The 21884-nt window shown below is 66.4% G+C and carries 20 protein-coding genes; 3 read left to right on the forward strand and 17 right to left on the reverse strand.

Annotated elements, in window-relative coordinates; genetic code table 11:
* Positions 1–50: 50 nt before the first annotated feature.
* Entirely contained in the window at positions 51–1085 is a 1035-nt protein-coding gene (locus tag AC1DES_RS13720; RefSeq protein WP_476896257.1) for a universal stress protein, read from the reverse strand.
* Positions 1086–1557: 472 nt separating this feature from the next.
* On the opposite strand from AC1DES_RS13720, the gene AC1DES_RS13725 reads away from it, so the two are divergent.
* Positions 1558–2187 carry an FAD-binding protein gene (locus tag AC1DES_RS13725; protein WP_476896323.1) on the forward strand — a complete coding sequence of 210 codons (630 nt, stop codon included), beginning with the start codon at positions 1558–1560 and terminating at the stop codon, positions 2185–2187.
* Between the two features lie 112 nt (positions 2188–2299).
* Here AC1DES_RS13725 and AC1DES_RS13730 read toward each other — a convergent pair whose 3' ends face one another.
* The gene (locus AC1DES_RS13730) at positions 2300–2911 is read right to left on the reverse strand and encodes a copper resistance CopC family protein (protein ID WP_476896258.1); all 612 of its coding nucleotides are present in this window, start codon (positions 2909–2911) and stop codon (positions 2300–2302) included.
* Positions 2912–3020: 109 nt separating this feature from the next.
* On the opposite strand from AC1DES_RS13730, the gene AC1DES_RS13735 reads away from it, so the two are divergent.
* Positions 3021–4463, forward strand: a complete 1443-nt coding sequence (locus AC1DES_RS13735; RefSeq protein WP_476896259.1) for an NCS2 family permease — start codon at positions 3021–3023, stop codon at positions 4461–4463.
* Between the two features lie 89 nt (positions 4464–4552).
* Positions 4553–5515: a formimidoylglutamase gene (gene hutG / locus AC1DES_RS13740; protein ID WP_476896260.1), complete on the forward strand. Its 963-nt coding sequence runs from the start codon at positions 4553–4555 to the stop codon at positions 5513–5515.
* Here the strand turns inward: hutG and AC1DES_RS13745 are convergent.
* The 15 genes from AC1DES_RS13745 to AC1DES_RS13815 form a co-directional block, all read right to left on the reverse strand.
* Positions 5496–6389 carry an HAD family hydrolase gene (locus AC1DES_RS13745; RefSeq protein WP_476896261.1) on the reverse strand — a complete coding sequence of 298 codons (894 nt, stop codon included), beginning with the start codon at positions 6387–6389 and terminating at the stop codon, positions 5496–5498. The two genes, hutG and AC1DES_RS13745, sit on opposite strands and share 20 nt — an antisense overlap.
* Positions 6386–9031: a phosphoribosyltransferase domain-containing protein gene (locus AC1DES_RS13750; RefSeq protein ID WP_476896262.1), complete on the reverse strand. Its 2646-nt coding sequence runs from the start codon at positions 9029–9031 to the stop codon at positions 6386–6388. Before AC1DES_RS13750 ends, AC1DES_RS13745 begins: the two co-directional genes overlap by 4 nt.
* Entirely contained in the window at positions 9028–10212 is a 1185-nt protein-coding gene (locus AC1DES_RS13755; RefSeq protein ID WP_476896263.1) for an HpcH/HpaI aldolase/citrate lyase family protein, read from the reverse strand. Before AC1DES_RS13755 ends, AC1DES_RS13750 begins: the two co-directional genes overlap by 4 nt.
* Before the next feature lie 36 nt (positions 10213–10248).
* Positions 10249–10704 carry a hypothetical protein gene (locus AC1DES_RS13760; protein WP_476896264.1) on the reverse strand — a complete coding sequence of 152 codons (456 nt, stop codon included), beginning with the start codon at positions 10702–10704 and terminating at the stop codon, positions 10249–10251.
* A 328-nt stretch (positions 10705–11032) separates the two neighbouring features.
* Positions 11033–11575 (reverse strand): TerD family protein, encoded by a 543-nt coding sequence (locus tag AC1DES_RS13765; RefSeq protein ID WP_476896324.1) that lies wholly within the window; start codon positions 11573–11575, stop codon positions 11033–11035.
* Between the two features lie 8 nt (positions 11576–11583).
* Complete coding sequence (locus AC1DES_RS13770) at positions 11584–12093, reverse strand: hypothetical protein (protein WP_476896265.1); 510 nt, start codon at positions 12091–12093, stop codon at positions 11584–11586.
* Between the two features lie 34 nt (positions 12094–12127).
* Entirely contained in the window at positions 12128–13324 is a 1197-nt protein-coding gene (locus AC1DES_RS13775; protein WP_476896266.1) for a toxic anion resistance protein, read from the reverse strand.
* Positions 13325–13356: 32 nt separating this feature from the next.
* Positions 13357–13938 carry a TerD family protein gene (locus tag AC1DES_RS13780; RefSeq protein WP_476896267.1) on the reverse strand — a complete coding sequence of 194 codons (582 nt, stop codon included), beginning with the start codon at positions 13936–13938 and terminating at the stop codon, positions 13357–13359.
* Positions 13939–14006: 68 nt separating this feature from the next.
* A complete protein-coding gene (locus tag AC1DES_RS13785) occupies positions 14007–14588 on the reverse strand; it encodes a TerD family protein (protein ID WP_476896268.1) in 582 nt (193 codons plus the stop codon).
* A gap of 36 nt (positions 14589–14624) precedes the next feature.
* A complete protein-coding gene (locus AC1DES_RS13790) occupies positions 14625–15215 on the reverse strand; it encodes a TerD family protein (RefSeq protein WP_476896269.1) in 591 nt (196 codons plus the stop codon).
* Between the two features lie 59 nt (positions 15216–15274).
* Positions 15275–16384: a DUF475 domain-containing protein gene (locus AC1DES_RS13795; RefSeq protein WP_476896270.1), complete on the reverse strand. Its 1110-nt coding sequence runs from the start codon at positions 16382–16384 to the stop codon at positions 15275–15277.
* A 308-nt stretch (positions 16385–16692) separates the two neighbouring features.
* Positions 16693–16938 (reverse strand): hypothetical protein, encoded by a 246-nt coding sequence (locus tag AC1DES_RS13800; RefSeq protein ID WP_476896271.1) that lies wholly within the window; start codon positions 16936–16938, stop codon positions 16693–16695.
* A gap of 152 nt (positions 16939–17090) precedes the next feature.
* Positions 17091–18695, reverse strand: coding sequence for a histidine ammonia-lyase (gene hutH / locus AC1DES_RS13805; protein ID WP_476896272.1), 1605 nt, complete (start codon positions 18693–18695; stop codon positions 17091–17093).
* Between the two features lie 207 nt (positions 18696–18902).
* A complete protein-coding gene (locus AC1DES_RS13810; protein ID WP_476896273.1) occupies positions 18903–20600 on the reverse strand; it encodes a urocanate hydratase in 1698 nt (565 codons plus the stop codon).
* Positions 20601–20818: 218 nt separating this feature from the next.
* Complete coding sequence (locus AC1DES_RS13815) at positions 20819–21697, reverse strand: IclR family transcriptional regulator (protein ID WP_476896274.1); 879 nt, start codon at positions 21695–21697, stop codon at positions 20819–20821.
* Positions 21698–21884: the final 187 nt, after the last annotated feature.

Genomic DNA, 21884 nt, shown 5'->3' on the forward strand with positions numbered 1-21884 from the left:
GCCGTTCTTCCCTTCAGCGTCGAAGAAAGCGGGACTTCGGCAAGTGAGGGCTAGGAGACGCCGAGCATGGGTCCGAAGCTTGGCCGGTCCGCCAGCCGCGGGTCCTCGCGGTCAGGGACCACCATGACGGGGCCCTTGGCATGGTGCAGGACGCCGTCGGACGTGGATCCCAGCAGCATTCCGGCAAACCCGCCGCGGCCGCGCGTGCCGACCACCACGAGTTCCACGTGCCGGCTGGCCTCGACGAGGATTTCCACCGGCGAGCCGTCCACGAGCTGCGTCTCCACCGTTAGCTGGGGGAAGTGGCTCTTCAGCCACGCCACGCCGGCGTCGAGCTGGACCTTGATATCGGCGAAGAGTGCTTCACGGTCCATCGGTGCGGGCACCCATGCCAGCGATCCGCTGTACTGGGGCACGGCGCACACCACCCGCAACCGGGCGGAGAGCCGCTCGGCCTGGGCCGCCGCCTCCAGCACTGCCACGCGGGCCTGTTCGGAACCGTCCACGCCCACCACCACGACGTTCTCGACGGGCTGGCGGCCGGACTTTGCCTGCTCAGCGAGGACGTGCTTGTCCTGCGTGGTTTCGCCGAGGCGGTCGGAGCAGATCAGCGGCACGGTGACGGTGGGGCACTTTGCATGGGCCGGCAGGGCGCTGCTGACGGAGCCGAGCAGGCGGCCGACGAAGCCGCCCCGGCCGCGCGTGCCGAACACGAGCAGTTCCGCGGTTTCGGTCATTTCCAGCAGCACGCCGGACGCGTCGCCGTTCTCAACGGAGGCGTCGACGTCGATGTTGTAGCCGGAGACCTTGTCCAGGGCCTGCTTGAGGATGGCCTCCGCGCCTTCACGGATTACGGAATCGTCCACCGTGGCGTAACCGCCGTCGAGCCCTGACGCCGCGAAGATCGGCACCGAGTAGGCGGTCACAATGTGGAGCGGGCGCTGGCGGCGCTCAGCCTCGCGGGCGGCCCAGACCAAGGCGCAGTGGCTGTGGTCCGAACCATCCACGCCAACCACGATCCCCCGGGGCGCCGCCGACTCGCCGGAATTCCCTGACGGTTCCGGATGCACCTGTTCACGGCCCATGGGGTCCGCCTCCTCGCGATTCTTGCCTGATGTTGCGGCTATTCTGCCAGAAGTGTCGGAATCCAGCGTCCACCGGCATCGCGCCCCGAAAACTGGGCGCGGGAACCCCTGGTTTTCCTCACTATTCCCGGGTCGTCGCCAACAAGCAAGATGCTGCACGGGGTGCCTACGACACCCCCGGCAGCGAAATTTTACCCAGAGTTAACCCGGCAAAATGGCGGCGCAGGACTTTGGGATTTACGGCTGCCGACGGCCGCGGAAATCCGGAGAAACCGGAGCACTGCCGAATGTTCGGGGGGCCCTATTCACGGGCCGGAATGTTAGGTAGTCTTCGAGGCACTGCTGAACCGAGACTCGTCTTTCAGAACGCGGCCCCCTCGAGGGGCTAGCGTCAGGACGGCGTCTCGGACGGCGCTTGGGGCTTGCGCCCCGCAACCAGCACCATTCGAGGAAGGACCCTGCAGTGTCGAGCATGCCTGAATACGGCGGGATCGAGCGGACCACCGCCGTGGTGATCGGCACGGGGCTCTCCGGCCTGGCCGTCGCCAGCGAACTGCAACGCCGCGGAGTGGCCGCCATCATTGTGGACGGCCTCGACCTGCTGGGCGCCGGGCATCCGGCCAACACCTCCTCGCTCCAACGCTGCGACGCCGCGGATGCCGCGACCCTCAGGGAACGCAACGAGATTCTGCGCCACCTCCGGAACTACGCTGCAAGCCACAAACTGGACGTCCGCAACAACATCCGGGCCCTGCAACTGGACCACGTGGACGCCGATGCTGACGGTGCTGCGACACAACAGTGGGCCGTCCGCACGCCGGGCGGCGTCCTCCTGGCGGACCACCTCGTCCTGACCCGCTGCGCCCACAGCCAACTGCGCCGGATGCTCTCCGACCTGGGTGTGGCCGCCGGCCAGAACCTGATGGCCGCGATGCACGCCCTCGGGATGTACCTCGTTGGCGTGGGCGAACTCATTACCCCCACGCCCAAGGAAGTTCTGCGGCAGGCGAAGGTGGTGGGCCAGGCAATATCCGTCAAGGTCCACCCGGGCGGCATTCCGTCCGTCCTGCCGCGGGGCTTCGCCCTGGCGGCTCCCGCATAGCCGGAGCATACCAACCCGGAGTACTGCCGTTCCAAAACGCAACGCGGGGTCAGGTACAGCCCATCCGAAGCCTTGCGGTGGGCCATATCTGACCCCGCGTTGCTTCTGTTGTTCAGCTGCCGCCGTCCGGGCCGTCGTCCGGGCCGTCGTCACCAGGGGTGAGGCGGCGCTTCGCCATCAGTCCGAGCGCGACCAGGATGCCTACCGCCGTTCCCACGAAGATCACGATGCTCCAGGGAAACGGCTGCGAAGCGTCCGGGGACTTCTCCGGCGCGGGCGTGGTGCCCGGCTGGGCGGTGCCCAGCGTCGGGACGGCGGCGGCGGGCGCCGTCGAGCCCGCTGTCCCGGCCGTGGCCGTGAACGTGAAGCTGCCCTCGATGGGGTGGCCGTCCGAACTGGCCACCCGCCAGGCGACGGTGAACAGACCCCCCGGGGCGCCCGGCTTGAGCTTCTCGGAGGCGACGTTGTCCACGATCTCCACGGGGCCGTCGGCCCAGTTTGCCCCCGCGGCATCAGTCACGGCGATCTGCGAACCGATCGCCAGCGGATTGTGGTTGAACGTGACCGAGACCTTCTCCGGCGGCGCCGGCACCGTGGCACCCGCGGCCGGGCTGGTGGACTCGGCGGCATCGTGCGCCGACGCCGGACCGACGGCACCCAGCAGGGCCGCGGCGAGGACCACGGCGCCCAGCAGGGCGTTCAGAAGCTGTCGGATGAGGCGCATGGACGGAGGGCTCCTAGTGTTGTCTTCCTTACAGACTAGGCGAAAACGCCGGGTGGGCCCGCGCCCGCCTAATAGGATGCAGGTAACATCCAAGACTCCCGGAGGACCAATGCTTAAGCAGGGCTCTGCACTCGATCGGTATTTTAAGATTTCCGAGCGGGGGTCGAACTTTTCGCGCGAGATCCGCGGCGGCTTCGCAACGTTCTTTGCCATGAGCTACATCGTGGTGCTGAACCCGCTGATTCTCTCCGGCCCCGATTCCTCCGGTGCCACGCTCGGGTTCCCGGCGGTTGCAGCCGTCACTGCTCTCGTGGCCGGCATCCTCACCATCCTGATGGGGGCCTGGGCCAAGCACCCGTTCGCTTTGGCAACCGGGCTCGGCGTCAACGCTTTCGTCGCCGTCACGGTCGCCACCAACCCGGGCCTGAGCTGGCCGGACATGATGGGCCTCGTGGTCCTGTCCGGTGTCACGATGCTGATCCTGGTCCTCACCGGGTTTCGGACCGCAGTGTTCAAGGCTGTTCCGGACGGGCTCAAGACCGCGATCGTCGTCGGCATCGGCCTCTTCATCGCCCTGATCGGCCTGGTCAACGCCGGCTTCGTGCGCCGCATCCCGGACGTCGCCGGCACCACCGTCCCGGTCGGCCTGGGCTTCGACGGCAAGCTCCTCGGCTGGCCCACCCTCGTGTTTGTCTTCGGCCTGATCCTGACCATCGCCCTCGTGATCCGCAAGGTCAAGGGCGCCATCCTGATCGGGATCGTGAGCTCCACCATCCTGTCCGTGATCCTGGAATTCACCCTCCACATCGGCCCCAGCTTCGACGGCAAGAACCACAACCCGCTGGGCTGGTCCCTCGTGGCGCCCAAGTTCACCGAGTGGGCCGCCCCGGACCTGTCCCTGATCGGCAAGGCCAACCCGTTCGGCGCGTTTGAGCACCTGGGCTTCGTCGCCGCGACACTCCTGGCCTTCGTGATCCTGCTCAGCATCTTCTTCGACGCCATGGGCACCATGGTGGGCCTCGCCACCGAGGCCGGGACGATCGACAAGGACGGCAACATCCCCAACGTTGACCGCGTGCTCCAGGTGGACGCCCTCGGCGCGATCATCGGCGGCGGCGCGTCCGTCTCCTCCAACCAGATCTACGTCGAATCCGGCGCCGGCATCGGCGAAGGCGCACGGACCGGCGTCGCCTCGATCGTGACCGGCCTGCTGTTCCTCGTCGCCATGTTCTTCACCCCGCTGATCAACCTCGTTCCGTTCGAGGCCGTGGCCCCGGCACTCGTCGTCGTCGGCTTCATGATGGTCTCCCAGGTCGGCAAGATCGACTGGCAGGACTGGGGCATCGCGATCCCGGCCTTCCTGACCTTCACCCTCATGCCGTTCACGTACTCCATCGCCAACGGCCTGGGTGCGGGGTTCATCGCGTTCGTCCTGATCCGCCTCTTCCAGGGCCGTGCCCGCGACGTGCACCCGCTCATGTGGGCTGTGGCCGCGGCGTTCCTCCTGTTCTTCGGCATCGGCACCATCGAAGCCGCCCTCGGGATCCACTAGGCGGCGTTCAATGCGAAGTTTCCGGGATTCCGGACGGTCCGACGGGGGCGCGGCTGGTTTTCGGGCGCCGGCTGGGGTGAGCTAGGACCATGGTTTCTCCCGCGCTCACCGTTGATGTCCCGCCGCAGCCCTGGACCGGGCGGTTCGACGGCGAGGGCGCCGACCACCGGCGCTGGTGGCAGTCCGTCACCCATTCCGCCCCGAAGGCGATCCCGGCCGCCGCCACGGCACGCACGCGGCCCGCCGTCATCCTCGGCTTCTGCAGCGATGAGGGCGTACGCCGCAACAAGGGCCGCACCGGCGCCGCAGCCGCCCCCGCCGCGATCCGCGCCGCGCTCGGGCCGCTCGCCTTCCACCTGCAGCGGGAAGTGCACGACGCCGGCGACGTCACCGTCGCGGGCAACGCGCTCGAGGCCGGCCAGGCGCGCGCCGGACTGGCCATCACCCGGTTGCTCGACGCCGGCCAGCTTCCCGTGGTCCTGGGCGGCGGCCATGAAACCGCGTACGCCAGCTACCTGGGCGTGGCCGGCTCGGCTGCTGTCCGTGAGGGCCTGCGGGTGGGCGTGCTGAACCTGGACGCCCACTTCGACCTCCGCGACGAACCCGTACCCAGTTCCGGCACCCCGTTCCTGCAGATGGCCCGGGCGGAAGCCGCCGCAGGCCGCGAACTCACGTACGCCGTCGTCGGGATCTCCGAGCCGAACAACACCCGGGCGCTGTTCCGGACCGCGGAGGGGCTCGGCGTGGACTACCTGCTGGACGAGGACTGCTCGCCGGAGGCAGCGTACGCGTTCGTGGCGGCGTTCCTGGCGCAGGTGGACGCGCTGTACCTGACCATCGACCTCGACGTCCTGCCGGCCTCGGTAGCGCCAGGGGTGAGCGCACCGGCCGCGTACGGTGTCCCGCTGCCGGTCATCAGCGCCGTGTGCCGCCAGGTGGCCGCGAGCGGGAAACTGCTGCACGTGGATGTGGCCGAACTGAACCCCCGGTTCGACATCGACGGCCGGACCGCCAAGGTGGCCGCACGCCTGGTCAATACGCTGCTGGGGTAGGCAGCTCAGGGCTGGACGGCCGGCGGGCGCCCGCCTGCTCCAGGACACCGGTGATGCAACGCAGGATCTCCTCCCCTGCCAGCACCCCTGTCGCCGTCGTGACCGTCAGGTTCTCCCGGTAGAAGCCGTCGCTGTCCAGTTCTCCGTGCGCCGGACGGATAGCGATGTCCGCCAGCTTGAGGAGTCCTGCATCCAGCCGCGAGTCCCCGGCCGCAACGAGTAGTCCCGCGCCGCTGCGCCGCCGGACTTCGGCGACGGCTGCTTCCTTGGTGATCGGGACCGGCACGCAGTACAGCTTGCGGCCTTGCAGGGACGTGGTCCAGCCACGTTCCAGGCACCATGCTGTCAGTTCTTCAAAATAGCCATCGGAGAGTTCGTGCCGGTTGACGATCGCGTACACGAAGGACTCTTCGGCTGTTCGCACCCGCAGAATCCCGGGGACTGCCGCGCTGCCTGTGAGATGGCCCAGCACCTCACTCAAGGGAGCACAATGTCCCCGCAGGGAATGCTGGATGTGGCGTGACCAGGCGCGGTCAGGTTCGCCGTCGTGTAGCAGGACCGCGCCGTTGGTCGTCACGGCGTACCCCTGGTCCCGGCCCGGCAGGCGCACCCGGGCGAACTGGGCCTGAGTTCGGGTGGTTACGGGCACAAAAGTGCTCCGTTCGCTAATCGCCGCCAGCAGGTCCTCTGCTGCCCTGGTCATGAAGGACAGCGGCGCCGCATCGTAGACTTCGGACACCACCATCCGGGGCGCCAGCTGGTCGCTTCCCGTCAGCGACGTGGAGTTCGCCGAGTAGATCAGCGTCCGGTCCAGGTCGCAGGCCACGATGACCGGCAGCACTGCGGTCGGGGCGTTGCCGGCCTCGGGGCTCATACGTCGATCACCGTCTTTCCGTCCGCGCCCGTCGCCCCCGGGGTGTGGAGTGGATGGATCAGGCCGACACAGCTGTAGGGCAGCCCCGGCACCTGGAGTACCTCGACGCCCCGCTGGTCGGCCAGATGCAGCACATGGGCGATGTCGCGGATGGCGTCGGGGCGCACGAGGACCTTCCATGGCACGCGGCGCAGGAGGACTCGGGTGGTCTCGCCGACCCCCGGCTTCACGAGGTTTACATTGTTGATGCCGAAACTCCGGCTGATGTCTTCCACCGCGGACCACCCTGACCAGTCGGCTTCGGGCAACGCGTCGACAGGGGCGTGGGCCGCAGCCGCCAAGACGTCATCCCGCACTGCCGGGAACTGCGCGGTCACGGCAGCCAGGAAGTGGTTGGAAACATCGCTGCCACTCAGATGCGAATAGAACTTGGCGCCGTGGAAATCGCCGGGGGTGATTAGCTCCTCGTTGAAGACGGTGCGTGAAACGAGACCGGAGACGGTGGAGTTCAGGCAGGCCGATGGAACCAGAAAGTCCTCCCTCGTGCCGAAGATCCGCGCGCAGTGTCCAGGATCCGCCAGGACCGCCAGGTCCGGCTGGAACGCTGCCCCGTCGGTCTTCCGGAAGAGCTCGACAGCATCGGTGAGTTCGCGGGCGATCGCGCCTTTGCCTGTCCATCCGTCCACGAACATGATCTGCTCCGGGTTGTGGTGTGCGGCCAGGTATCCAAGCGCCGCCTGGTCCAGGCCCAGCCCCCGGACGATGCTGATGGAATAGTGAGGCACGTCCAGGCCGCGAACTTCCCGGGCCCAGCGTTTCATCAGGATCCCGACCGGTGTGCCGGCGCGCGCCAGCGAAACCAGTACGGGGGCATTTTTGCGCAGCTTCAGGACCTGCTCCGTGAGGGTGCCGACGGCGTGCGCCATCCGGCCCGCTGAGCTCTCCAGCGCCACCTGGAAGAGTGCCCCGTACTCGGTCGAGGGCTCGAACTCCTGGGGCAATGATTCCGCGTAGCTGGCGCGGCCGGACTGGATTGCAGCTTCGCGTTCGGCCTGGGGCGCCTCCAACTGCGCGGAGCTCAGGTCCTTGAGCAGCCACTGCACATCATCGGGGGCGTAGGTGCCGAAGGCCGGCCCGGCAAGGGGATCCGGGAACGGTGCCTGCCGGGGAAGCAGCACGAGCTTGACGGCGGCGCCGCTGGCCGCCACGGCGCCCGCGATCCGGCCGGGGGCCGTCAACCGTGCGGGCGGAGTTCCGGGTTCCGCCATGATGAGGACAGTATCGAACCGTCCCGCGGCGGCCGTGAGGTTGTACGCAAACCTGGGTCCGGATCCGCCCGCCACATCGTCACCGCCCTCAAAAGCCACAGCCGAACGGATGGCATAGCCCGGTTCGTCCATGGCCGCTATAGGTGACCGCGTGCTGGTCGAGTACCGGACGTCGACGTCGGGGCGGAGTTCCTGCAGCCGGACAGCGACCGCCAGCGGCACGGCCATGAATTCCTCGGTAGCCAGCACCAGGAGGCGGTCACCCGCTGCCACCCCGGCTTCAAGAGTGGCTGCAAGGGCCGCTGCGATATCCCCGGCCTGCCGGGCGTCCGGCCGGCCCGCAACACCGAAGCGCCCGCTCCGGACGGGCGGGACGACGTCGTTCAGGTCCACCAGCTGGACCTGTCCCGCGGCGCGCTTCGCTCCGCCAGGAGGCAGGATGCCGCGAATGAGTTCCGTCGCGTTCGCGGCCAGCGCCGCCGGCAGCTGGATGCTTCCCTGGGCCAGCGCCACCGCGCTGATCCGTGTGCCGAGTTCCCGGGCCAATGCGTCAAGCCTGGCCCGGTCGGCTGCGGACCGCAGGTCGACCAGGGACGCAATGACGTACCGGCCATGCGGGGCCGTCCGGTGAAGTTCACGGATGGTATTGATAATTGTGGCTCCGGTGCTGAGCTCGTCATCCACCAGGATCACCGTTTCGGCGAGCTCGAGGGCTGCACGGCTCGTGGGCAGGAGCCGATGCGACGTGGCGTGGGAATGAAGTTCTTCGAATGCGCCGTAGGGCGCCACCCCGTCGTCGTCCGCTGTGTGCCTGGTGGAGTGGATGTAGTAGGTTCCCAGATGACCGGCGACGAGTTGCCCGAGGGCGGTGGCGGTTTCCGCGTAGCCAATGGTTGCGGCGCCGGGCAGCGCTGTTCGCTGAGTTTCGAGCAGTTCGAGGAGTTGCGCGACGGCGGACATCCGGGCGTGCCGTGTCCCGCCCTTGTGGGTTCCGGTACCGCCATACCCGGCAGCGTCCGAAGCCAGTAGGCCGCCGAGCTTCGCGGCGGCCTCGTCGATGACGGCGGCAAGTGACCCGGCGGGCGGCACCTGGCGCCGGGCCGGGCCCTCTGCCGCGGAAGTCTGGATTTCCTCCCGGACCAGGAGCGCCAGCAGCCGGCCGGCCGCCGTCGCGATCCCCGGTTCGGTAGGCACGTGCTTAGCGAGAACCCGGGACACGAGCAGAAAGGCCCGTTTAGGATTACGCCGGAGCGCCAACCCCACCAAGGATTCCACCGGCAGCAACCCGCGCCCGGGGGTCGTGGCCACATCGACGCCCAGGGCGTCCCGCACATACTCGCCGCTCCAGGGCGCTTGGGTCGGGGCCGCACTCATCGCATGCTCGCTTCCAGGAGCTCGACGAAACTTACGCCCGGTCTGGCGACGCCGAAGGCGCGGGCCCGCAGCAGCGTCCGCTCGGCCCAGGCCCGGTGGGGCTTCAACTCGTTCATCTTGTTGCCGTACGCCGAGGCCTTCGCGCCGCCGCGCGCATCCCCCGCAATGTCGAGGGCGTCGAGATACTCTTCGTGGCTCACGACGGACATCGAGTGCACCACGGGTACATGGCTAGGGTGGATCACGGTCTTGCCGAGCAGTCCGTTGGCCTGGTCCAATTCAATCTCGCGGATGAGTCCGTCGAGGTTGTCCATCAGGATCCGCTGACGCAGCCCGCCCTCGTTGGCGGTTTCGAAAGGGGTGGACCGGAGCTGGGGCCGCAGAACCCTTTCCTTGTTCACGAAGTGCTCCCACACGGGGCCGGAAATGACCCAGCCGTCCTCCGGGCGGCCGAAGATGTTCACGACGTCGCCGATGATGTTGGCCACGACCTTGACGTGGTAGATCGTCAGGTCCCGGGAGCGCCGCAGCCCGAAGGCGCTGGACATGTCGGTCGCGCCGATCCGGACGCACAGCACCAGCTCGCGAAATTCCTTGATAAGCGCCAGGTTGTCGGTCAGCACACGGACTCGCGACTCCAGATGAGTCGTGACGGGGTCCTCGATGATGGGCATGGCCCGCAGCACGTGTGCATTCGGGGCTCCGGGACGGCCGGAGGCCTCGTTCAACAGCTGTATTGCCTCCAGGAAGTCCCGACCCCGCCCGGTTTCGTTCTCAAACTTGGGCAGGACAAAACCGTCGACGGCCTTCAGGCCGGACCCGGCCCGTCCTCCGACGTCCAGCAGCTGTTCGGGTGTGCGGCACCGGATAAAGATCAGCGGCAGCTCGCCGGGATCGTCGTCGGCGTTGAGCTCCCTCAGTGCGGCGAGCAGGTTTTCCTCCGCCGCGGGCACTTCATCGTCCGGCACCGCGTCCTCGAGGCAGATGACGGTGCTGATGCACCCTGATCTGGCTTGCTTCCGGATGCCCTGCGCTAAGTTCGTCTTGTTCGCTGGCGTGTAAAGTGTGGCGCCCAACGCCACAGCCAGAAGTTGCGGCTCCGACGCGCGGTGAAGCACCTCAGGCCGGACGAGGAAGAGCCGCTCCTTGACGGACTCGGCCAAGGTTCTGAAGTGCTGCATTTTCCCCCAAAGTGGTAGCTGCGCAGTGGTGTCCGCCTAGCGGCGGAGGACCCGTTGGTCCACAGGCAATGTCATCGCGAACCCGAAAATGGACCACACGGTTTCATCGGAGGCATCGGCCGGCACGAACTCCGCACGCAGCTCAACGACCGTTCCGATCCGCGACGCATAAAGCACGGTGCGCAACCCCCGGCCGTCCCGCGGGGCGACGGCCGCCGCGGCACCGTCGAAGACCCCGATCGTCAATGGTGTTTCCCCCGCAATGAACAGCGCGCGGCGGAGCATCCGTATGTGGCGCAGGGACACCACCCCGGATGCGTCCTGGATACCGACCAGTGGCCGGTTCCCCGGGGTGCTGACACGGGTCCCCGCCATGCGCCCGTCGATGTGATGCGCGCCCGTCGTGAGGCGCGCGTCTTCCCAGGCGACCGACCGGGCGCCTGTTACCAGGAGCGACCCAATGGCTGATTGCCTGGCGTTCAGGCGGGCCACCGGGGCCGCCTCGCCCAATTGGCGGAGCTGGCCGAAGGCGGGCGCCGGGAAGGCACGCCCCGCCGCCACCTGCTCGGGGTCCCGTGCCGGGCTCGGGCGTGACGCTGGACTTTTTGCCGTTGGCGTTTGCGTCATTGGAGCGCGGCGGGCACGAGCGGTGTTGAGGGTGAGCCCGGAACTCGAGGTTGCCGGTTTCGGGGTCGCGGTGCCCGAAGAGGCGGCTGCGTCGGCCGCAAGGGGCCGGACTTCCACGGGCCGTACTGCCACTTTTAGGCGTCGGCTGAGATAGCTGAGGTCCGGCCGGACGGTGCTTGAATCCCGAAGCATGTCAGAGGTTCAACTTGAAATCGGCAGCAACCGCCGCCAGGCCGGTCTCGTAGCCCTGGCCGATGGCGCGGAACTTCCAGCCTCCTGCGTGCCGGTACAGCTCCCCCAGGATCATGGCGTTGATCTTATCCATGTTCACCTGCGGGACGCTGAAGCGCAGCAGCTCGCGGTTCCGCTCATCGGCAACCCGCAGGTAGGCGTTTCTGACCGCACCGAAGGTGCCCGGACCGCGGACATCCGGGTCGATATAGACGAGAATCGCGATCTTACTGACGGCATCCGGCACCCTGTTAAGGTCGACGTCGATCTGTTCTTGATCTTCCGCTCCGGCGAACGCGACGCTGCCCTCCGGGCTGGCGATCTGGTTGAAGAAGACGAGGTGATCATCCGAGACCGCACGGCCGTCCGGTCCGCACATGATGACCATCGGAACAGGCTCGGATTGCGGGCCGCGGCTCGGCACGATGTCCCAGCCGATCCCCAGCATCACAGCACAGAGTCCGGGGTTCTCTGCAGTCAGGGCGGCGTTGCTGCCCGCGACCATCGAAGCCACTAGCGTCCCTCCAAATGAAGACCTTCAATATCAAATTTGTCCTTGAGGAACTGCCCATGGACGGCCAGTTCCGTAATGGCGCCGGTGCGGACCTGGTTGTCCAGGTTTTGAACAGTGGAATAAAGGGTTTCCAGCTGTTCAAGCAACGCCGCCGTATTCGCCGAATCGTCCGCCCGTGCGTCCGCCGTCATCCTGGCGTAGGCGCGCAGCGGCGAAGGCAGGTAGTCGGTGATAACAGCGTCAAGAAGCACGCGCTGCTCCGTTGACGCCCCTGACTGTCCGATATAGCCGATCAACGCTCGAAGCACATCAATCAGCTGCAGCACCTGGGAGAGCACCAAAGTAGGCAGCTGCGCTCCCCCACCCAATGTCCTGCCGCGGAGTTCTTCGAGCGCGGCCGCCGTCGCCGACAGCTCATCCCGGACGGGATCCGCCATGGGCTGCTGTTCGACAACGGATTGATGAACAGCACCGTTGCCGAACAGCGAGCCTAAGAATTTTGCGACCATAGCCCGTAAGCCTATTGCTCAGGGCAGGCGGTCGCTAATTCCCCTCCTGCTTGCGTACCCGGTCCAGGTAGGGACGAGCCCGCTCCAGCCCCGTCTCAAGGGCCTTGACGGTACCTTCCATGTTCTTATTGGCCTGGGAGCGGAAGGTGTCGATCGCATCCATCGTCTGGAAGACGTTGTCGAAGGCCCGCTGCAGGGTTTCAACACTGACTCCCGAACTGGCCGCCTGCTGGTGGATCCGTGCGGTCTGATCCTTGAGCATTTCGCTGGTCTTGAGGATCATGTTGTTGGTCGTGGTGTTGATGGCGTCGATCTGGTCCAGCACCATCTTTTGGTTGGCCAGGGCCTGGGCAACGATCACGGCCGTCCGCAGCGCGGAGATCGTCGTGGTGCGCGCCCGTTCGACGCCCTTGATCAGCTCGGTGTTGTTCTTGCGGATCATGTCGATCGCAAGATAGCCCTGTACCGAGACCGCCAGCTGGGTGAGGATGTCCTGGTGGCGCTGCCGGATCGGATAGAGCACGTCAGAGTCGAGCTTGCCGGCGTCTTCGATCTGGCCCGACATCCTCATCTCTTCGATCCTGTTTGCCGTCGCAGTATCCAGTGCCTTCGCGAACACGGCGTATTCGCTCAGTCCCTGCATGGTCTCCCACAGCTGGGTCTTTTCCTGCGCAAGGGCGGCGTTGTCCTTGAGGAGTTCGTCCTGCCCGGCCATGAGGGACTTGATGATCTTGTCGAGCTGGGTCTGGGCGGTTTCGTACTTCTGGAAGTACTTCGCCAGCTTGTTGCCGCCGGGGATAATCCCGAGGATCTTCCGCCCCACGCTCAAGTCAGCGTTGTTGGGGGTGAGGTCTTCCACGGTGGACCGAAGTTCACCGAGCGTCGACGCGACCTGGACCTGGGCGCTGCTGCCGGACTTCTTCGCGCCCGCCAATGATGTGGATGACCGTTCCAGCAGCCGGCTCGAGGTGTTCGCCGAGGCAACGAGCTGCTGGCCGCCCAAGCGGTTGATGCCATCGATCTTGCTTGTGTACTCGGGGCTGAACGGGCTCATCGCGGCGACTTCGCTGACGAAGGCCTTCGCCTGGGCGTTGATCTCCTGCTGCCGCTCGGCCGGGACCGGGACCATCCCCGGAGCGTCATCTACCTTGACGACCCCCACCGGCTCGGGGGCGTTCAAGACGAGCGGGGTCGACGCGGACGTGTCCGGCGGGGTGAGTTGCATGCTCATGGTTACTTCTCTCTTTCTTGGGTCACAGGTTTTTAGCCGAGCTGGACGCCGAAGTCGGCGGCGATTCCGGCGAGCCCGGTGGCGTAACCTTGGCCGACCGCCTTGAACTTCCATTCGCCGTTGTGCCGGTAGAGCTCAGAGAAGATCATGCAGGTCTCCGGGGCGGCGTCCTCGCTGAGGTCGTAGCGGACAACCTCAGCTTCGGTGTCCTTATTGACCACGCGGCAATAGGCGGAGCGGACCTGGCCGAAATTCTGGCCGCGCGACTCGGCCTGGTCAATGGAGACGACGAAGACAATCCGCTCAACGTCCATGGCAACAGCTGAAAGGTCAACAGCGATTACTTCGTCGTCGCCCTCTCCGACGCCGGACCGGTTGTCTCCCTTATGGTGCACCGAACCGTCGGCGGCCGCCGGCTGGTTGTAGAAGATGAAGTCGGCCGAGGAGCGCACCTTGCCGTTGGCCCCGAGCAAGAGCGCCGACGCATCGAGGTCGAACGCGTCGCCGGTTGTCGTACGGGGGTCCCATCCCAGTCCGACGAGAACGTGGGCCAGCCCCGGATCGGTCTTGGTGAGTGAGAGGTTACTGCCTTTGGTGAGGGTGAGCCCAGCCATGATTTAGCTCCTTGTACGTGGGAGGAAGTTATTGGAGGGTGGTCCGGTGTCCCCGGACCACCCTGCGGCTAGCTCAGGACAATGCCGAAGTCCGTCGCTACGCCATGGAGGCCGGACGCGTACCCCTGGCCCACGGCGCGGAACTTCCACTCGCCGTTGTTGCGGTAGATCTCCGCGAAGATCATGCACGTCTCCGCGGCCGCGTCCTCGGTGAGGTCGTAGCGGACAACTTCGTTGTCGGTTTCCTGGTTCACGACGCGGCAGAACGCGTCGCGCACCTGGCCAAAGTTCTGGCGGCGAGCCTCGGCCTGGTCAATCGACACGACGATGACGATCTTTTCGATGTCCAGGGACACGGAATCAAGGTCGATAAGGATCTGTTCGTCGTCGCCTTCGCCCTCGCCGGTGCGGTTGTCGCCCTGGTGCACGATTGAGCCGTCGGGCGAGGTCAACTGGTTGTAGAAGATGAAGTCGTCGTTCGAACGGACTTTGCCGTCAGCCCGGACCAGGAGTGCCGAGGCATCGAGGTCGAACTGCTCACCCGCGGTGGTCCGTGGGTCCCAGCCGAGGCCGATCATGGCCTTGCGGAGTCCGGGGTCGGCTTTTGTCAGGGACAGGTTGCTGCCCTTGCTCAGAGTCAGGCTAGACAAGTTTTGCTCCTTGGTGTGCTGTGAAACAAGAAAAGGTCAGATGGCGGAAGCCGCGATGCCGCGGACATCGCCAGCGGTGCGGCCGTTGGCCGGTGTGCCGATTGCCTGGAAGGTCCAGACGCCGCCATTGCGGGAAAGCTTCGACATGATCATCGCGGTGTAGGGACCGGACTCGGTGAGGTCGTAGCGGGCGACCTCCGGGCTGCCCGGGACGGAGTCGTCGATGACCCGGCAGAATGCGTTCTCCACCATGTTGAAGGTCTGCTGGCTGTAGCTCGTGATCACAAAGACGATGTGCTGGACCGCGGGCGAGACACCGGGGAGGTTCACCATGAGCGTCTCGTCGTCGCCGTCCCCGGCACCGGTCAGGTTGTCGCCGGTGTGGCGGACGGAACCATCCTTGCTGGCGAGCTGATTGAAGAAGACCGTGTCGATGTGGTTCCGGTTTGCGTCAAACAAAATGGCTGAGGCATCCAGGTCAATCTCGACAGTCTTGGTCCCGCCGAAGAACCCCTTCTTGACAGGGACAGCGGAGTCCCATCCGAGACCGAGGCGGACATTCGTCAGGGAGTCACCGTTCTGCTTGGTCAGCGACAGTGACTGGCCCTTCTGCAAACTCAAACCCATTGGTTTACCCGCATTTCTTAGTAGTGGTTGTCGTAAAACTTGTGTCGTTTGCTGGTCGGTTAGTTGATCGCGTCGACCGGCTGGAGCGTTTCCTGCTCGGCGGCACCGGTCCGCTTGTTGCGTCGAACGGAGCCGATAAACGCAGCTCCGATGAACACGACGCCGATGAGGCCCGTGACGATCTCGTTGACAGGGACCACGATGGTGATCAGCAGGATTACCGCCAGGGCACCGATCGCCCAGTGCGCGCCGTGGTCCAGGTATTCGAATTCATCCAGGGTCCCCTGGCGGACGAGGAAGACGGTCAGGGAGCGGACGAACATGGCACCAATGAAGCCCAGTCCAAGGGCAATGATGATCGGGTCCGCGGTGATGGCAAAGGCTCCGATGACACCGTCAAAGGAGAAGGAGGCGTCAATGACTTCCAGGTACAGGAACAGCATGAGGGCGGCTTTTCCGGCCAGTTTGGCGGCACCGGTGGGCCCGGAGTGCAGCACGATTTCTGCGTCGTCGGCGTCGATGTCGCCGTCTTCGTCAACGTCGAACAGGTTTCCGAGACCGTTGACAAGGAAGTACGTAATCATGCCGAGCAGGCCGGCCAGCAACACTATTCCCTGTTTTTCGCCGGCAAAAGCCCCGGCCGCGGCCAATGCGACCATGCCCAAAATCAAAGATGCACTATCGAGCTTGCCCAACTTGGCGAGTGGGACTTCAAGGAACCTGATCCACTTGATTTCACGGTGCTCAAGAATGAAGTCCAGGAAAAGCATCAGAAGGAACATTCCGCCGAAGGCCGCAATCTGCGGATGGGCTTCGTGCAGCAGGAATCCATAGGTGCCTGGAGTGTGGGGGTCGCCTTTTTCCAAAGCCAGGCTGACAGCTTCAACCGGGTTCAGTTTGGCCGTGATCCCCACGATCAGAAGGGGGAAAAGGATGCGCATCCCGAAGACGGCGATAACGATGCCCGCGGTCAGGAACATCTTCTGCCAGAACGGGTTCATGCGCTCGAGGATCCGCGCATTTACGACGGCATTGTCGAAACTCAGGCTGATTTCAAGGATGCCCAGGATGAGGCAAAGAACGAGCGCCTGGGGGCCGCCGTAAAGAAAAGCCACCGCCAATGCAAGTATGGCGACCGCTAAGGACCAACCGAAAGTCTTGAAGAACACGCGGGGACAACTCCTGGAACTACGGGTCCTGCCCGATCAACGGCGGCAGGACGGCGAGAAACGTCCCGGAAGTTATCCCCCAAGACTTCGTGACCACATCATATCCGCGGGGTACGACTCTATCTAGGAGGGCGGTCCGAGTTTCTTGCGGCCGCGGCCTTCGAGGCACCTGCCGTTCTGCAGGCCGGCGTGACCGGCTGTGCACCCGGACGAATTTCGCGGAAGCAGAAAGTCCCCGCCCTCCGGGGCGCGCCACGCAATGCGGCGGCCGGTCCGGGGGACGGGGACTTTCTGCTGACGACGTGCGGTCAGCTGCGCCGCACCTGAACGCCGTCGGACTTCAAGAAGAGCACGTTCTCCGAGGGCACCGGCGGGCCCACCGGGACGAGCCAGAGGACGTTGCCGCTGAGTGAGACTTCTTCGACCCCACCGGCGGCCAGAACCTGCGCGTGCTTGAGGATTTCAACCCGGTCACCTGCCTTGAGGCTTCTCCAGTCAGAAACCGTAGTGGCTGACGCCTGGCGTCTGGACAGAACCGTCCCGCGTGCTTTCATTGAACTTTTACCCCTTTGTATATGTTCTTCGCCACAACATCATTGGTGTGGACTTTCCCTTTTTACTACACTTCCCGGGTCCCCGATGGCCGTGTTGCCAAGTATTTCGGGGGCGCCGGGAAATCTTCAGCTGTACTGCATTTTGTTTCTCGTCAGGCGAGATTTCCGACGGCGGATTCGGCCGCCGCCCGGACCCTGCCCGAGGCCACAAGAGCGTCGGCCGCTTCCAGCTCCGGAGACAGGAACCTGTCCGTGCCGGGACCGTCGACGACGTCGCGCAGCGCCGCGATCACGGCGGTACCTGCGGGGCCCGGGGTGAGTTTGCCGCCGGAGAGCTGGGTGCGGATGTCCAGTGCCCGGGCAGAGGTGACCAGTTCGATCGCCAGGACACGGCGCAGGTTTTCTACGGCGCGGCGGAGCTTGCGGGCCGCGTGCCAGCCCATGGACACGTGGTCTTCCTGCATCGCCGAACTCGGGATCGAGTCCACCGACGCCGGGACGGCCAGCCGCTTGTTGTCCGAGACTAGCCCGGCCTGCGTGTACTGGGCGATCATGAGGCCCGAGTCGACGCCGGGGTCCGCGGCCAGGAAGGCCGGCAGCCCGTGGGAACGGGCCGGGTCCAGCATCCGGTCGGTCCGGCGCTCGGCGATGGAGCTGAGGTCCGCGACGGCGATCGCGAGGAAGTCCAGCACATAGGCCACCGGGGCGCCGTGGAAGTTGCCGTTGGAGCTGACCCGGCCGTCGGGCAGGACCACCGGGTTGTCGATCGCGGCGGCCAGTTCCCGGGACGCGACCAAGGCCGCGTGGTCCACGGTGTCGCGGACGGCGCCGGCGACCTGGGGTGCGCAGCGCAGCGAGTAGGCGTCCTGGACCTTGGTGTCGTTGATCCGGTGCGAGGCCACGATCGGGGAGTTGGACAGGACCCGGAGCATGTTGTCCGCCGCGGCGGCCTGGCCCGGGTGCGGCCGGAGGGCGGCGTGCAGCTCGGGCAGGAACACCTGGTCGGTGCCGAGCAGCGCCTCGACGCTGAGCGCGGCGGTGATGTCCGCCGTCGTGAGCAGCTGGCGGATGTCAGCAATGGCCATCAGCAGCATGCCGAGCATGCCTTCCGTGCCGTTGACGAGGGCCAGGCCTTCCTTTTCGGCCAGGGTGACGGGTTCGATCCCGTGCTTGTCAAGGAGTTCCGCGACGCTACGGCCGCCCGTGGTACTGTTTTTCCCTCCATAAAGCTGACCGTCGGGGCCGGTCGCTTCGCCTTCGCCCATCAGGACCAGGGCACAGTGGGACAGCGGCGCGAGGTCGCCGGAGCAGCCGAGCGAGCCGAATTCGCGGACCACCGGGGTGATGCCGGCGTTGAGCACGTCCACCATGGTCTGCAGCACGACGGGGCGGACGCCGGTGCGGCCGGAGGCCAGGGTCTTGGCGCGCAGGAACATGATGCCGCGGACCACTTCGCGTTCCACGGCCGGGCCCATGCCCGCGGCGTGGCTGCGGATCAGCGACTTCTGCAGCTGCGTGCGCAGTTCGTTGGGGATGTGCCGGTTGGCCAGCGCGCCGAAGCCCGTGGAGATGCCGTAGGCCGGGACCTCGCTGTGGGCGAGGTCGTCGATGTGGGCGCGGACCTTGGCGACCGCGTCGAGGGCTTCCTGGGAGATGGCCACCTGGGCGTCGTGGCGGGCGACGGCGACGACGTCCTCGGGGGTGACGCCGCTGGAGCCGAGGGTGACGGTGAGCGGTGAGTGGGTCAGTACAGACATGATGTTCCTACTTCATTGGGGCCACGCAGGCAGGGTTCCCTGGCCGTGGGTCCCGGCCGGCGAGGGACCCGGCGGGAGCTTGCGAAGGCTGGGAGCCGGCGGGGACTTGCGAGGTTAAGGGGCTTGTGGGCATCGATTGCTCCGTAATGGCCCTTTTCAAGGCCCAAAACGGCGGTTACGGAGCAATCGATGTTGATTGGAGGCTCGTTAGTGGTTTTCGTTCATGGGGATGCGGACGCCGCGTTCCTTGGCGACCTCGACGGCGCGGTCGTAGCCGGCGTCGACGTGGCGGATGACGCCCATACCCGGGTCGTTGGTGAGCAGGCGTTCGAGCTTTTCCGCGGCGAGGTCGGTGCCGTCGGCGACGGAGACCTGGCCGGCGTGGATGGAACGGCCGATGCCGACGCCGCCGCCGTGGTGGATGGAGACCCAGGTGGCACCGGAGGCGGTGTTGAGCAGTGCGTTGAGCAGCGGCCAGTCGGCGACCGCGTCCGAGCCGTCGGCCATGGCCTCGGTCTCGCGGTACGGGGAGGCAACGGAGCCGGAGTCGAGGTGGTCGCGGCCGATCACGATGGGCGCCTTGACCTTGCCCTCCTTGACGAGCTGGTTGAACAGCAGCCCGGCTTTGGCACGTTCGCCGTAGCCCAGCCAGCAGATGCGGGCCGGCAGGCCTTCGAATTCGACCCGTTCGGCGGCGGCGTCGATCCAGCGGTGCAGGTGTTTGTTCCCGGGGAAAAGTTCCTTGATGGCCTTGTCCGTGACCGCGATGTCCTCGGGGTCACCGGAGAGGGCCACCCAGCGGAACGGGCCCAGGCCCTCGCAGAACAGCGGCCGGATGTAGGCCGGGACAAAGCCGGGGAATTCGAAGGCACGGTTGTAGCCTCCCTTGCGGGCCTCGTCACGGATGGAGTTGCCGTAGTCGAAGACCTCGGCGCCGGCGTCCTGGAACTCCACCATGGCCTGGACGTGCTTGGCCATGGAGGCCTGGGCCTTCTTGGTGAAGCCTTCCGGGTCGGCCGCGGCCTCGCGGTGCCACTCCCCGACGGTGATGCCTTCGGGGAGGTAGCTCAGTGGGTCGTGGGCCGAGGTCTGGTCCGTGACGATGTCCACGGTCAGCTCGCCGGCGTTGTGGCGGCGCAGGATCTCGGGGAAGACCGTGGCGGCGTTGCCGACGTAGCCCACGGACCAGCCGCGCCGCTCCTCCTTGGCTTTGAGGACTTTGGCGATCGCGGTGTCGAGGTCCGTCTCCACCTCGTCGAGGTAGCGCTTGCCGGCACGGCGGCGCAGGTGGCTCTCGTCGACGTCGACGATCAGGCAGGCGCCGTCGTTCAGGGTGACGGCCAGCGGCTGCGCGCCGCCCATCCCGCCACAGCCGCCCGTGAGGGTCAGGGTGCCTGCAAGGGTGCCGTTCTCGTCGCCGGTGAGCTTGCGGGCGATCGCGGCGAAGGTCTCGAACGTGCCCTGCAGGATGCCCTGGGTGCCGATGTAGATCCAGGACCCGGCGGTCATCTGGCCGTACATCATCAGGCCCTCGGCCTCGAGCCGGCGGAACTCGGGCCAGGTCGCCCAGTCGCCGACGAGGTTGGAGTTGGCCAGCAGCACGCGGGGCGCCCATTCGTTGGTGCGGAAGACCCCGACCGGCTTGCCGGACTGGACCAGGAGGGTCTCGTCCTTCTCCATGGTCTCCAGGGTGCGGGTGATCGCGTCGAACGCGGCCCAGGACCGGACGGCCCGGCCGGTGCCGCCGTAAACCACGAGGTCATCGGGTCGTTCGGCGACCTCGGGGTCCAGGTTGTTCATGAGCATGCGCAGCGGGGCTTCGGTCTGCCAGCTCCTGGCGGTGAGCGTGGTGCCGCGGGCTGCTTTGACCGGGCGGGCACCGGTGGTGAAATCGGCGGGTGCCATGAGGGCTCCTTCGTGTACTGGTTGGCCAAGCCTGGGCTTGAGGGAAACAAGGTTCTGTATCAACTAAAGCCTGCCGGCGGCCCCGGAAACAGTGCCTGCGGAGGGGTGCTGTCCGGGATTCCAGACCCGCCCGTCTTTTCCCAACTAGCTAGCAGCAGGGGCCGTTTTGAGCGCTCAAAAGGGCCCCTGCTGCTAGCTAGTTGGGTGGGGCAGCGGCGTCAGGCGGGGCGGCCGTGGATCCGGATGGAGAGTTCGTCCGCGACCTTCTGGACCCGGGCGGCCAGGATCGGCCACTGGTCCGGGGGCAGCTTGTCCTCGAGGAAGGTCACGGCGACGGCGGCCGTGGGCCACCCCACGTGGTCCGTCACAGCGGCGGCGATCGATCCGAAACCGGGCGTGACCTCGCCGTGTTCGGTGGCGTAGCCGCGCTGCCGCACCTGATCCAGGTGCGAGGACAGCGCGGAGTACTTCATGATGGGCGATTCGGTCTCGTGCCGGGCGGTGAACGCAGCGGCGTTCGGGTACAGCGCGCGGACCTGCGATTTCGGCAGTGCCGCGAGGATCGCGCGCCCGCTGGCGGTGAGGTGGCTGGGCAGCCGGACGCCGACGTCGGTCACGAGGGACGGGCGGTTCTTAGCCCGCTCCTCGACGATGTAGAGCACGTCCCGGCCGTGCAGTACGGCCAGGTGGGCGCTTTCGCCGATCACGTCCACCAGCGAGGCGAGCATCGGCCGGCCCAGCCGGGACAGCGGTTCCTGCCGTGAGTAGGCCGAACTGAGTTCGAACGCGCTGATGCCTAGTCCGTACCGTTGTTCCTCGTGCAGATGGAGCACGAAGCCGTTCGCCTCCATGACGCCGAGCAGGTGGTAGACGCTCGAGCGGGGAAGGCCCAGTGCCGTGGCAATGTTCGACGCCGCCATGGGTCCCCGCTTGGAGGCAAGCAGCTTGAGGATGCGCAGGGTGTTCTCCGCTGCCGGCACCTTGGACGTCACCTTCGGGGCAGCGGTCTTGGGGGTCCCGACGGCGGCCGCGGCGGCCGCTGGGACCGCCACCGGGTCTGCCGCGGCGGGGTTCAGGGTAGTGCTGGTCATTGGCATGGATCCTCTTCGAAATCGGGCAGTGTCCGGTATCCCGTACCTAAGCATGCGCCCGGTTCCCGTCCTCGGCCAGACCACCGCGTTCCCGCATGTCTGGAATCCCGGACATTTCCCGCTCCCGGCGGAACCGGCGGCTCCCGCGGACCCGCAGCCGGCGCAGGCTCCCCTGTCCCGCGGGGCTCCACAC

This window comes from Arthrobacter sp. 05T442 (assembly GCF_056395945.1).